At 60.5% G+C, this 12970-nt stretch carries 11 protein-coding genes; 4 read left to right on the top strand and 7 right to left on the bottom strand.

What is annotated here, in order from left to right; genetic code table 11:
* Positions 1–56 precede the first annotated feature (56 nt).
* Genes ACYQ11_RS10670 through ACYQ11_RS10655 form a run of 4 tightly spaced genes read left to right on the top strand, consistent with a single transcriptional unit; the run spans position 57 to position 3800 of the window.
* The gene (locus ACYQ11_RS10670; protein WP_459923766.1) at positions 57–932 is read left to right on the top strand and encodes a TRAP transporter TatT component family protein; all 876 of its coding nucleotides are present in this window, start codon (positions 57–59) and stop codon (positions 930–932) included.
* Positions 933–954: 22 nt separating this feature from the next.
* The gene (dctP, locus tag ACYQ11_RS10665; protein WP_459923765.1) at positions 955–2019 is read left to right on the top strand and encodes a TRAP transporter substrate-binding protein DctP; all 1065 of its coding nucleotides are present in this window, start codon (positions 955–957) and stop codon (positions 2017–2019) included.
* Complete coding sequence (locus ACYQ11_RS10660) at positions 2003–2515, top strand: TRAP transporter small permease (protein ID WP_459923764.1); 513 nt, start codon at positions 2003–2005, stop codon at positions 2513–2515. Before dctP ends, ACYQ11_RS10660 begins: the two co-directional genes overlap by 17 nt.
* Before the next feature lie 7 nt (positions 2516–2522).
* Positions 2523–3800 carry a TRAP transporter large permease gene (locus ACYQ11_RS10655; protein ID WP_459923763.1) on the top strand — a complete coding sequence of 426 codons (1278 nt, stop codon included), beginning with the start codon at positions 2523–2525 and terminating at the stop codon, positions 3798–3800.
* Between the two features lie 15 nt (positions 3801–3815).
* Here the strand turns inward: ACYQ11_RS10655 and ACYQ11_RS10650 are convergent, their stop codons facing one another.
* The 7 genes from ACYQ11_RS10650 to ACYQ11_RS10620 form a co-directional block, all read right to left on the bottom strand.
* A complete protein-coding gene (locus ACYQ11_RS10650; protein WP_459923762.1) occupies positions 3816–5990 on the bottom strand; it encodes a hybrid sensor histidine kinase/response regulator in 2175 nt (724 codons plus the stop codon).
* Positions 5991–6075: 85 nt separating this feature from the next.
* Positions 6076–8457 carry a hybrid sensor histidine kinase/response regulator gene (locus ACYQ11_RS10645; RefSeq protein ID WP_459923761.1) on the bottom strand — a complete coding sequence of 794 codons (2382 nt, stop codon included), beginning with the start codon at positions 8455–8457 and terminating at the stop codon, positions 6076–6078.
* Positions 8454–8741, bottom strand: a complete 288-nt coding sequence (locus tag ACYQ11_RS10640; protein WP_459923760.1) for an EscU/YscU/HrcU family type III secretion system export apparatus switch protein — start codon at positions 8739–8741, stop codon at positions 8454–8456. The genes ACYQ11_RS10645 and ACYQ11_RS10640 overlap by 4 nt, the downstream gene beginning before the upstream one ends.
* 10 nt (positions 8742–8751) lie before the next feature.
* A complete protein-coding gene (locus ACYQ11_RS10635) occupies positions 8752–10500 on the bottom strand; it encodes a hypothetical protein (protein WP_459923759.1) in 1749 nt (582 codons plus the stop codon).
* Positions 10501–10512: 12 nt separating this feature from the next.
* Positions 10513–11022 (bottom strand): hypothetical protein, encoded by a 510-nt coding sequence (locus ACYQ11_RS10630; RefSeq protein ID WP_459923758.1) that lies wholly within the window; start codon positions 11020–11022, stop codon positions 10513–10515.
* 34 nt (positions 11023–11056) lie between these two features.
* Positions 11057–11368 (bottom strand): hypothetical protein, encoded by a 312-nt coding sequence (locus tag ACYQ11_RS10625; protein WP_459923757.1) that lies wholly within the window; start codon positions 11366–11368, stop codon positions 11057–11059.
* 41 nt (positions 11369–11409) lie between these two features.
* Positions 11410–12969: a hypothetical protein gene (locus tag ACYQ11_RS10620; RefSeq protein WP_459923756.1), complete on the bottom strand. Its 1560-nt coding sequence runs from the start codon at positions 12967–12969 to the stop codon at positions 11410–11412.
* Position 12970 lies beyond the last annotated feature (1 nt).

Below are 12970 nucleotides of genomic sequence, written 5' to 3'. Positions count from 1 at the left end.
CCGCAAAGGCCCGTTTGCCGGGCAGGGATCGTGATTCTTCACTCAGGAGTTTTTTGATGAAACGTTTGATGCGGGAGGCGGCGCCGCTGGTGCTGATCGCCCTGGCCGGGCTTGCCTCGGGATGCGCCCTGACCACCCGGCTGATGGTGGACATGAGTTCGCCCGTGGTGACCCAGATGAACGAGTCGTTCAACCGGAACTGCGATATTGGGATCATGGCCGAGAGCATGCCCTTCTCGCTGGCCGGCATCAGCGGGCTGATCGATATCTCGCCGGACAATGACGCCTTTCTGCTGAACGGGGCCCATGCCTATTTCGGTTACGCCTTCGCCTTTGTGGAGGACAGCGACGAGCCCCGGGCGAGCCGGATGTACCGCATCTCACGGGATTACGGGCTTCGGAGTCTGTTTGCAGACGGGACGTCGGTGCTTTCCGAGCCCCTTGACGCCTTCGAGCGACGAATTGGAACCATCAGGAAGAAAAAAGTGCCGGCCCTGTTCTGGACCACCATTGCCTGGCTGAGTTACATCCGGCTCAATCTGGACGATGTCCGGGTGTACCTGGACGTTCCCAAGGCCGAGGCCATGGCCCGTCGGCTTCTGGAACTCGACGAGACCTATTTTTTCGCCAGTCCCTGCCTGGTGATGGCCTGTTACTATTCGGCCCAGCCGGAAATTGCGGGCGGTGATCCGGTCAAGGCCCGCGCCTATTTTGAGAGGGCCATCGACCTGTCGGGGGGGCGTTTTTTGATGCATCATCTGTTTTTCGCCAAATTTTACGCGGTGCGAAAGCAGGACAGGGAGCTTTATCTGAGCCTGCTTCAGCATATCCTCGACCAGCCCGAGGACATTCTGCCCGACCATTGCGCCGTGACCAATGTCTGTAAGATGAAAGCCGGGGAGCTTGTGAACCATGTGGATGACTTCTTTTAAAACAGCCGGGACGAGCCGTGTCATGTCCGTATGGACGGTGGGATTACTGTGCGTTCTGATTTCCGGATGGCCCCTGCCTGCGTCGTCGGGCCCCTCAGAACCCCAGGTGGTGCTCAAGATGGCCACGGTGGCCCCCAAGGGCCACGCCATGACCCGGCGCATGGACGATTTCAACGAGGAGGTGAAACGGGCCACAAACAACCAGGTGGCCTTTAAAATTTACTGGGGCGGGGTCCAGGGAGACGACAGCAACGTGTTCCGGAAAATCCGGCTGGGCCAGCTCCACGGCGGGTTTTTTTCGGGCTACAGCCTGGGGCAGATCGTGCCCGAGGTCCGTGTGACCGAGATCCCCTACCTGTTTGCCGGCGACGCCGAGGTGGCATACGTCAGGGACAAACTCGAAGCGGACATGTTCGAATATTTCGATCAGAAAGGCTTCGTGGTGCTGGGCAGTTTCGTCGATATCGGCTTCATGTACCTGTTTTTCAAACAGCCGGTCATGACCGTCGACGACATGCGAAAGGCCCGCTGCTGGGTGCCGGGGGAAGACACCCTGGCCCAGGCCTTCTACAAGTCCATGGATATTAACCCCGTACCCCTGTCGGTCAACGACGTGATGACCTCGGTGTCGACCAACCTGATCGATTCGGCGGGCATGACCCCCTTCGGGGCCATCGCCTTCCGATGGTACACGCGGTTCAAGTACATGTCCGATGTCCCCATGCTCAACGTGGTCGGGGCCAACATCGTCACCAAGAAAATCTGGAACCGGATTTCACCGGAACACCGGCGGATCATTCTGGACATCGCCGATCGCTACTGTGACCGCCAGAAGGAGGACCTGAGGGCGGCCAACCATGAAAGCGTCAAACTCCTCAAGGAAGCGGGCATGACCATTCTCCAGCCCGACTCCGAGGCCCATTCGCAGCAGGTCCGCTTTCTGATGGAGGCCGGACACGCGGCCCGCGAAAATCAGGTGGGGGTTCTCTATTCCCGTGAGCTGCTCAACCGGACCCTTTCTCTGGTCAGGGAATACCGGGAAACCCACGGGGAAAACGGCGGGGGGATCGATGGCCGGATTTTTTGACCCCTCAAGCCGCCGGATCATGCGGCTTTTCGCCCTGATCGCCGGGTTGGATGCCGTTCTGGCCGCCGTCTGCCTGTCGGCTATGATTATCCTGGTTCTGGTCCAGATCGTTCTGCGCAATGTGTTTCAAACGGGTATCGAGGGGACCGACGTCCTGGTGCGTCATCTGGTGCTCTGGGTTGTCTTTCTCGGTGCCGGGATGGCCGCCCGTGAAGGCCTTCACATTCACATCGACGTTCTGCCCCGGTTTCTTCCGGTTCGGTTCCGCCCGGTTGCCGAGGGTCTGGTGCTGCTTTTCTCCCTGGGGGTTCTTGCGGTGCTCTGCTTCGCCGGTGTGCGTTTCGTGACGATGGAATACGAGGGCGGGATGAAGCTGCCCGGCCTCGACGTGCCGGTCTGGCCGGCGGAAACGATCATTCCGCTGGGCTATGCCCTCATCGCCGTTCATCTTGCGGTCCGGGGTCTTGCAGGGCTCTGGGCTCGGAAAGCGCCTTAGGCCGGACATGTTGATCCTGATTCTTACGGTGATCACGGTGATGGCCTTTCTGGGCGCGCCGGTGTTTCTGGTGCTGTCAGCCTATGCCGTGACGGGCTTCTTTTTTGCCGACATCCCCATCGCCGCCATTATTGTCGATGTGTACAATAATTTTTCGAACAACCCCCTGTTGTATACCATCCCCCTTTTTACCTTTTCCGGCTACCTTCTGTCGGAAAGCCGGGCCTCGGTCCGGCTGATCAACGTGTCCAGCGCCGTCCTGGGGTTCATGCCCGGCGGGCTTGCCGTGGTGGCCCTGATCTGCTGCGCCTTTTTCACGGCTTTTACCGGGGCCTCGGGGGTGACCATCGTGGCCCTGGGGGGGCTGTTGTTTCCGGCCTTGATCCGCCGGGGGTATCCCGAATCCTTTTCCCTGGGGCTGTTGACCTCGTCGGGCAGCCTGGGGCTTTTGTTCGCTCCCAGCCTTCCGCTGATCATGTATGCGGTGGTGGCTGAAACGGGTATCACCCAGACCTTTGTGGCCGGGCTTTTTCCCGGTCTTCTGCTGATCGTGGTGCTGGCCCTGTTCAGCATGGCCGTGGCCCGGCGAAACAAGGTGCCCCGCCTGCCGGGAACCCTCCGTGACGTGATGCGGGCCGTTTTTGTGGCCAAATGGGAACTGGCCATCCCCGTCATCGTCATGGGCGGCCTGTTCGGCGGGTTCGTCACCCTGGGCGAGGTGGCCACCCTGACGGTGGTCTATACCCTGGTGATCGAGGTGCTGGTGTATCGGGATATCCCGGTAAAGGCCGTCTACGGGGTAATGACGCGGAGCATCGCCCTTTCCGGGGCCATGCTGATCATCATGGGGGCGGCCTACGGTCTGACCAACTACATGGTCGATGCCCAGGTGCCCATGATCATGCTGGACGCCATCAGGCAGGTCATCGACTCGCGGCCGGCCTTTCTGATGGCCCTCAACGTCTTTTTGCTGCTCGTCGGCTGTTTTCTGGATATCTATTCGGCGATTTTCGTGGTGGTTCCCCTGATTCTCCCCCTGGCCCAGGCTTACGGGGTGCATCCCGTGCATCTGGGGATCATCTTCCTGGCCAATATGGAAATCGGCTATTCGACCCCTCCGGTGGGCATGAACCTCTTTATCGCCGCCTTGCGATTCGACCGCCCCATTTTGTCCCTTTACCGGTCAACCCTGCCGTTTATCCTGATCCTGATCGGCTGCCTTCTGCTGATCACCTACCTGCCCGTTCTCAGCCTGGGGCTGATCGATCTGTTTGGGGTTCCCTGACGGGTCGGCTTCGGGTCACCGGTTGAGCGCCTGCCGGATGGCCTGGCCGATGCTCTCGATCATGTAGGGTTTTTTGATGTAATGGGCCACGCCCAGGTGCTGGGCTTCCCTCACCCGATCCGTTTCCGAATAGCCGCTGACGATGATGGCCCTCTGATCGGGGTTCATGGCGATGATCTGCTTGTAGGTGTCCAGGCCGTCCATGCCCGGATCCATGATCATGTCCAGCACCACGCAGTCCGCCTGGTGGTGCTTCAGGTACTCCACGGCCTCCTCGCCCGAGGACACGGTATGGACCTGATAATTCAGGCGGCTGAGCATACGGCCTGCGATTTCGCGCTGTTCCGTCACATCGTCGACCACCAGGATCCGTTCGTCCTTGCCCATGATCGATTCGATGGTGGCCGGTTCCTCTTTGTCGGTGTCCGTGGCCCGCACCAGAGGGAAATAGAGCTCGAACACGGTGCCAAGGCCCAGGTGGCTGCTGAGATTGATAAACCCCTTGTGATCCTGGACCGTGCCCCAGACCACGGCCAGCCCCAGCCCCGTCCCGCTTCGGCCCATGACTTTCTTGGTGTAAAACGGCTCGAAGATTCGCTGCATGTCGTTTTCCGATATGCCTTCACCCTCGTCGGACACGGTCAGGACCACGTATTCGCCCTCATCGACCGCGTAAAACCCGGTCATGGGTTTATCCAGATAGCGGCTCTGGGTGGACAGGGTGATGGTGCCGCCCCGGGGTTGGGCCTCGGCGGCGTTGGCCACCAGATTCATCAGGGTTTTCTTGATGTGGAGCCGAGAGCCTTTGATGCCGGGCAGCTGATCTTCCAATTGAAGGCGGATGGACACCCGGGGGTGAAAGGCCATCAATTTTTCATGCTCCGGGGAGGCCAGGTATTCGTTGATGGTGTGGTTGAGCACCATGGTTTCCTTGGCCATGACTCCGCGCCGGGCCAGGGTCAAAAGATCCTCCACGATGGCCGCCGCCTTCAGGCCCGAATCCCTTATCAGGCTGATGGGGCGATAAAGGGGGCTGTCCTCGGGTAAATCCAGCAGCAGAATTTCCGGATAACTGACGATGCCTGAAAGCACGTTGTTCAGGTCGTGGGCCACCCCGCCGGCCAGGAGGCCCAACGACTCCATTTTCCGGGACCGGTCCAGCTGCCGTTCAAGGGCGTCTTTTTCCTGCTGGGCCTTCATCCGGTCGGTGATGTTGCGGGTCACCCCCATGATACCGGTGGGGACCCCGTCTTCGTTTACGATGAACGAGGACTTGATTTCACAGAAAAGGGTGCTGCCGTCCTTGGAGTACATTTCGAGAATCAGGGTGACCGAGCGGTTGTACCGGCCGGTTTGACTTCCCGTGACCAGTTCTTCGCCCAGCTTGGCGGCGGCGATTTCGTAAGATTCCGGGGTCAGGACATCCTTGACGGTCAGGGTCTTCAGGTCCTCGTCGGTCCAGCCGTGGAGTTTCCCGGCCACCGGGCTGATGTAGGTGTAGTTCAGGTCGAGGTCCATGGTCCAGATCACGTCGTTGATGTTTTCGGCCAGGAACCGGTGCTTTTCCTCGCTGTTCCGAAGGGCTTCCTCGATGCGGGCCCGCTCGACAATCTCATGCTTGAGAGCCGTGTTGGAATTTAACAGTTCACGGGTCCGCTCCCGGACGTTGTCTTCAAGGGCCGCTTTTTCTTCGAGGACGCGGATATACAGGAATACCACCGTCAGACAGAGCGTCAGGAAGAAAAAGGCGTAGGCTTTTTCGGCCAGGGTGTTTTTGACCCAGACCGCCTCGATCGTGCCGATGGGCCGTCCCTCGTAGGCGATCGGGGAGGACAGGGGAATTCGGGGAATCAGCCCCGTTTTGAGCAGTCGGCCTTCGAGGCCGGAACAGGGCCGCTGGGGAAGGCTCCAGAACAGATGCCCCCGGTGGTCGGTGATCACGACACTCTCGTAGCCGTAGGTTTCAGCGGCCAGATCCAGGTAAGCCCGGACACCTTCCAGGTTGAAGTTCCAGAGGTTTCCGGCCACCACCCGGGCATGCTCGTTCATCCGCGTTTGGGCTCGTTTTTCGGTGTGGTCGTCAAGCTTGACGATGAATACCGTAAACAACAGAGCCAGAAGGATCGAACTTACGGGGGGGACCCATTTCAGGAATCCGGTCGGCCGGTAGCCTGCCTTGATCGCATTCAATGAATATCACCTTCTGTCATAAGCGTTGTGATGGATGTGTGGGCCGATGGTGCGCAATGACCTTTAAGATAACACGCCTTGTCCGTCAAATCAAACCCATGTCGTCATGGGTCGGGCAGTACGTCTGGAGAATGTCCCGGATCGCTTCCCGTTTGAACGGTTTGGAGATGAAGGCGTTCATCCCCGCCGACAGACAGGCGTCCCGGTCCGATTCGAACACGTTGGCCGTCATGGCCACAATGGGTGTCGTCACCCCTTTGAACCGAAGGTGGCGGGTCGCTTCCAGGCCGTCCATCCGGGGCATCTGCATGTCCATCAGCACGATGTCGTAGGCGGCGTTCAGCGCCATGTCCACGGCCATGCGGCCGTCCTCGGCGATATCGGGACGGTGCCCCATCTTGGTCAGCATTTTCACGGCCAGGGTCTGGTTGACCGTGTTGTCCTCGGCCACCAGAATCTTCAGGCCGGGCGATTTTTTCCGGGAGACGGCCTGTTCGGTCAACAGGGGGCCTTTGCCCGGGGCCGTCGCAAGGCCCATGACACGGTGGACCATGTTGATCAGGGACTTTCGTCGGACCGGCTTGAACAGGTAGCCGGAAAAACCGCTTTTCTCGATCTGCCGGACAATGCCGGTCCGGGTGTCGGCGGTGACGGCGATGACCGGCGGCATGGCGTCCTTCAACCGGCTTTTCAGGGCCTCGATCAGCATGTAGCCGTCCATGTCCGGCATCATGATATCCAAAAGGATCAAACGGTCGTTTCCGTCGATGACCTCAAGGGCCTCCCGGGCCGAGGCCGCCGTTTTGGGAATCATGCCCACCCGGGAGACGATGTCGGCCTCGATGCGCAGGGCCGCCGGGTTGTCGTCGACGATCAGGCAGTGTTTCCCGATGATGTCCTCTTCGAGCACGGGGTATTGCCCGTCGTCGCCTGCCTGGGCCCGTTCCAGGGCCACGGTAAAGTAGAAACGCGATCCTTTTCCCACCCGGCTTTCCACATGGAGGCTGCCCCCCATCAGACCGACCAGTCGCCGGGCGATGGTCAGGCCCAGGCCGGTACCGCCATAGCGGCGTGTGGTGCTGCCGTCGGCCTGGGTGAAGGGATCGAAGATTTTTCCCAGCTGCTCGTCGGAAAGGCCGATGCCCGTGTCGCTGATGGAAATCTCCACGTAAAGGTGCGACGGGTCTTCACCGGCATTTTTCGCTTCGACCAGAATGTGACCCTCCTCGGTGAATTTGGCCGCATTGCTCAGATGGTTCATGATCACCTGGTGGAGGCGAGTGGGGTCGCCCTTGACCATGGCGTCGATGTCTTCGTCGACATGCACCAAAAGGTCCACTTTGCCGCTGCTGAGCCGTGTCTTGACGATATCGCAGGTTTCGTAAAGCAGATCCTCCAGATTGAAGTCGATGGCTTCAAGTTCGATTTTATCCGATTCGATCTTGGTCAGGTCGAGGATGTCGTTGATCAGGGACAGCAGGGTTTCGGAACACTGGTTGACCGTGATCAGGGCCTCGCGCTGTTCGTCGGTCAGGTCCATGTCCAGCACCAGGGCCGTGAAACCGATGATGCCGTTTATGGGCGTTCGTATTTCGTGGCTCATGTTGGCCAGAAACTGGCTTTTGGCCTTGTCGGCCCGTTCGGCCTCTTCCTTGGCCTTGGCCAGGTTGGCGGTCCGTGCGTCGACCAGATCGTTGAGCTTTTTCGTGAGAATCCAGCTTTCCAGATGGACCGTGATCCGGGCCAGCAGCAGGTCTTTGGTGAAGGGTTTGGTCAGAAAATCCGAGGCCCCGGCTTTGAGGATGCGAAGTTCGGTGCTTTCCCCGCCCTGGGAGGTCAGGAAAATCACGGGGATCCGGCCCAGGGTCTTGTGCTTGCGGATTTTGATGCACAGCTCTTCCCCGTTCATTTCCGGCATGTGCAGGTCGGTGATCACCAGGTCGATTTTCGGCTGCGTTTCATCGTTCAGGATCGACCAGGCCTCTTTGCCGTTTTCGGCGGTGAGCACATGGAAGCCGGCCTGACCGAGGGCGTCCGAGGCCACCTTGCGGATGAACCGTGCGTCGTCGACCACGAGAATCGTGGCGTTGGCCAGGTTTTTTTTGGAATCGTAAAGGCTGCACACCGCGTCCAGCAGTTCGGACTTTTCAAAGGGCGCCAGAAGGATCTTGGTGACGTCGGCGGCCCAGGCTTCATCGATCCGGGACGGTTCGTCGTGTTCGATGATGGCCAGAATCGGCAGGGGGACGCGGCTGCCGGGCATGAACAGTTTCGCTTCGCGGATGGTTCGGATCAGGCTGATCAGGTGGTCCGAATACACCAGGACCAGATCCGGCATGTAGGCCCTGATGTGGGACAGGATGTCGTCACAGGATTCGAAGACGGCGATTTCCCTGTTTTTGTTCATGATTTCATGAACAATCAGCTTGGCCACAATTTTATTTTCACTGACCAGAAGGGTTTTCATGCGTCATGCCGCTTAAAAGGTTTTTTTCTTCCGTTAACCGAGTAGACAAAGGCCAGCAGTTCGGCCACCACCACATAGACATCTGGGGGGATTTCCTTTTCAATGTCGAGGCGTGAGAGCACCTCGACCAGATCGGCGTCGTCCCGGATGGGGATATCATGCTCGCGGGCAATGGCGATGATCCGTTCCGCCGTATCGCCCGCGCCTTTGGCGGTGACCTTCGGGGCACGGTCCGTGAGGGGGTCGTAGCGCAGGGCCACCGCTTTTTTTCGTTTTTTCGTCATGGCCGGAATCCTATATCAGAATGTTGACGGCGCCGTCGCCCCGGTCAACCATGCGTTCGGCAAGGGATTGCCCGGTTAGGGCGCCGGGTTCGGCCAGGCGGCATTCCATCCGAGTGACGGTGTACCCTTTCCGGGTCAGGTCCGCGACGCAGTCGGGCAGGGCCCGATCCAGCTCCTCTTTGGCCTGAGGGGTTTCGACAATGAATTCCCCTCCCAGCGATTTCCGGAAGATCGCGAAATCCGCCTGGACATGCCCCAACACGCTCATGTCCAGCAGAAAGGCCACCCGAATCATCCGGTCACCCGGTTTGCCCGGCTTTTCCGGCCTGCGGTCCAGGTCGATGAACAGCTGGCCGAAGCTCAGACTCTGGCCTGAAAAAAAAGGCAGGGGCAGGAGATAACGCCCGGCATCGTCGGCACTGTGACTGTTCAGGATCTGCATTTTGTCGAGGCTGTCCACGAATCGCCGGAGGGTCTCGGCGGTGTCCCGGCCGCCGGATTCCAGGCTGTCGGCCAGTTTCATGGACAGGGCCTTCACATCATCGGTCACCCGGGGGAGGGGCGTCGGTTCGGCCCCCGGTTTTTCAGGCCCCGACGTCAGGGACTCGGTGAAGGACCGGATCTTGGCTTCCCACATCAGGCCGCTGTTTTTCACGAGGCGCATGAGGGCTGCGGGCTCGAACGGTTTGTCGTCGGTCAGGGCCATGGTCCGGATCAGGTGCCTTAAGCGGTTGACCATGCCTGTGTCGGCCGGGGTGTTCGATTCCGGTGAAAGGGAAGGGGTTGACGGAAGCGGCGCTCCCGGGCTCGGGGTGATGTCGGCCGGGATTCGGGGGTGGTTGGTCAGAACCTTGAGAACGGCGGATTTAAGTTCCGAAAACGTCCGGTCCATGGGGGGCGTGTCGGGACGGGGCGGGAAAATCCGCCTGATTTTTTCGGACAGGGGCAGGGTCGGCTCGCGCAGCGCCTGCATCAGGAGGTTTCTGTCCTTGGACGGCAGGGCGTCGAACAGGGCCAGGGCTCGCTGCTCGAGCCGGGCCATGGGCGTGGTCGGCACAGCAGGCGTGTCCGTCGCAGCCGGAGCCCGGGCCGTCAGCGTGTTCAGCCGGGCCAGAAGGGCGTTGACCAGAGGCTCGGGGAGCGGGGGCCGTGACCGGTCGAGGGTGAGCATCATCGACAGCGTCAGTTCCGGAGGAATGGTCCGGGTTCCGGAAAGGGTCAGGATCGGTTCCGGGACGGGCCGGGCAGCGGTTTTCAGGACCAGGGGGGGCGGGGTCGTCTGGGGGGCGTTGCCCGCGGGATGCGGGCCGCCCTGGTGAACGGGGCTATCCGTTGCGGTTTCGGCCGGGCCGGGGGACGGCATGGGAGCAGGCGGATCGTGACGGGTTAGCCCGGCGGGCGGGCTGTTGAGCAGGCGTGCGAGAATGCCGTGGGGACCCTGAATACCCAGGGAACGCATGTCGGAAAGTCCCGGAGCCTGAGTCACGGGGCGCTGGGCTTCGACCAGTTTGAGAACCTGCTCGTCTCCCTGTCGGACGACCTTGAGAATCAGGGTGTCATGTTCGGTGAGGGGCACATGGGTTTTCACGTCCACCTGCCGCCCGTCGATCCGGAGCTGGGCCCGGCCCTGGGGCAGCACCTCGACGACCTTGGCTTCGATCAGCTGGTTGTCCCGGAACCCGGCAGGGAGTTTCCTGTCCTGGAGCAGATCCAGAACCAGTTCGGCGGAGGACAGACGTATGCGGGACACGAGGGTCATGGGCGTTTACCTTCATGGGTCCTGTTCCATGGCGGTGCATTTCTTCTTCAGGGCGATGACCAGATCCACTTCCTGGGCCGGAACGGAAAGTTTTTCGGCAATGGCCGCAGGCTCAAGACCCCGGCGATACAGATCCAAAATGGCCTGCTGCGTGTCCATCACCGCATCGGGAAGGACCCCCGGCGCCCGGTCGCCGCTGCGGGCCCGGTCCAGGCAGGCGTCGGCGCGGTTGAGCAGAAGGTTGAGGCTGATGATCCGGCTGTCCAGCTTGTCGTTGAGATCACGGATCAGCTGCTTTTTTTCGGCGATCTGGCCCTCGAACACCCGGGCTGCGGCGTCGGCCTCGTTCAGAAGGGGCTCCATCAGGGCCACGATGCGACGGGCGCAGTCCGCAGCCTGATCCTGATCCTGAGCGGAAACGCTGCGCCCATGGCGGATGAAATAAACCAAAAGGCCCAGAAGAATGACGATTGCAAGCATCTGGAACAGGATCCAGAATTCGGTGGAAAACATGGCCATCATGAACGGTGATCCTGTGGGTTGTGCCCGGACGGTGTCAGGCGACGGTATTGAGCAGACGGCCCGGGGTATCGATATCCACAGCCTTGTCCGCGGGTTCGGTGTCCGGTTTTTTCCGGGGCGACCGGTTCTCCTGCCGACGCTTACCGTCGCCGGAATGCTCCTTGTTGAACAGGACTTTTTCCGCCTCCTCGGTCTGGGACACCATGGTCCGTTTCCGATCTTCGTCTTCCAGCCGCTGAAAGGCCACATGCTGGGCCGTATCCAGAGCCTGGTTCTTGATGTTGTGCGACTCGCGCACCGCATCACCCTGCTGGATGACGATATTCAGATTCGGAATCGTTGTCATAGCCTTTTCCCCTGTGTCGGGTGCCCATAAAAGCTGATGCGCTATCCCGCCGTGAATCCCTCAAAATCGATTCGGGACACGGAACCTTCGGACAGGGCATCGTTCAAGGCCTCTTTGATCATTTTCTTGAGGTCCGCCTCGACAATCCGGGCTTCACTCTGGAGAACAAAGGCCTTGTTGATCACCTCATACACAATATTTCGGAAAAAGGGTTCATAATCTTTAATGGGATCCGAGGGGGCATCGGATATTTCAAGGGTCATGTCCAGGGCGATGTAGGCGGCGCCTTTGATATGGGCCGGTGCGGGCACGAGAAAGCCGTTCATGGTGACCCGAATGATGTCCGGGGCCGGTGCGGGTGCCGGGGCGTCATCGGGCCCGGCGGTGTCCGGCACGGCCGGGGTGTCGAACGCCGGGGCCTGCTCATGAACGGAAAGGTCGGGTTCCGGTTTTTCTGAAAAGAACATCAGCGAGACCAGGCTGACCACCAGGACCAGGGCCACGGCCGCAAGGCTGACGGCCGGCCGGGACCGGTACCAGCGCACGTCCCCTTTGGGTGCGGGGGCATCGTCGCCGGGCTTGGCTTCAAGAATGACCTGGTCGGCAAGACGGTCTTCCAGGGGCTGAGCCCGGCCCGGTTCTTCACTGAGCAGCTTGTCGATGTCTTCCTGGGAAATCAGCTTTTCAGGCGATGCGGCGGTGGTAAGGCGGCTGTCGTCAAAGGGCTGAGCCGCATTCAGAAGGCGATCGATATCCTCCTGGTCGATCAGGGTTTCTTCGGCCTCGGCTTCCACCTCGTCGCTTTTTCCCAAAAGTAGTTTGTCGATGTCTTCCTGGGAAATCAGGTTGGTTTCTTCGTCCGCGGTTGACGCCGGTTTCTCCTCGCCGGTGAGCATGCCCGCACCGGCCAGCAGGCTGTCGATGTCTTCCTGGCTGATCAGGTTTTCTTCTTCCGGGAGCTCTGCCGCTTCAGGGGCGGGCGTCTGCGGCGGCGGGGTGTTGACGGGCGGTTCGGGGGCGGGCTTCGGCGTCGCGGCGGCCCCGGCCAGCAGGGCGTTGATATCCTCCTGGGAGATCAGGGCATCGTCATCGCCGGTCAGGGGACCGGCTTCGGCCTTGATTTCCATGCCGGCGGACAGCCCCATCAGATCTTCGGGGGTGATGGTGTCAAGGCCCCCCGGGTCCGATTTCTGGGCGGGCTTCGGGGTATCGGAGCGAAGCAGTTTTTCGATATCCTCGGGGGTGACCAGATCCAGGTCTGCGCCCACGTCCAGGTCATCGTCATCGTCTGCGGGCGGTGTTTCGGCCGGGGGGGCGGGCCGGGCGGCGGGTCTTGCGTTCAGCAGGGCGTCGATATCGTCCTGGGTGATCACCTCGTTCTCTTCGGCCGCCGGGGTATCGGCGGGGCCGTCGGCCAGACTGAGCAGGGCGTCGATGTCGTCCTGACTGATCATCTCCTCCGCATCATCGGCGGGTGTCGATGCGTCAGGGGTAGACGGGGCGAACGCCTCGGGCCCTAAGCCGTCGGCTTCGGCAAGAAGCCGGTCCAGTTCGTCCTGACTGATAAAGCTGTCTTTGTATTTGCTGTCGGTGTCAGCCATA

This window comes from Desulfatiferula olefinivorans (genome assembly GCF_054657895.1).
This window is presented reverse-complemented; position numbering and strand designations above follow the sequence as displayed.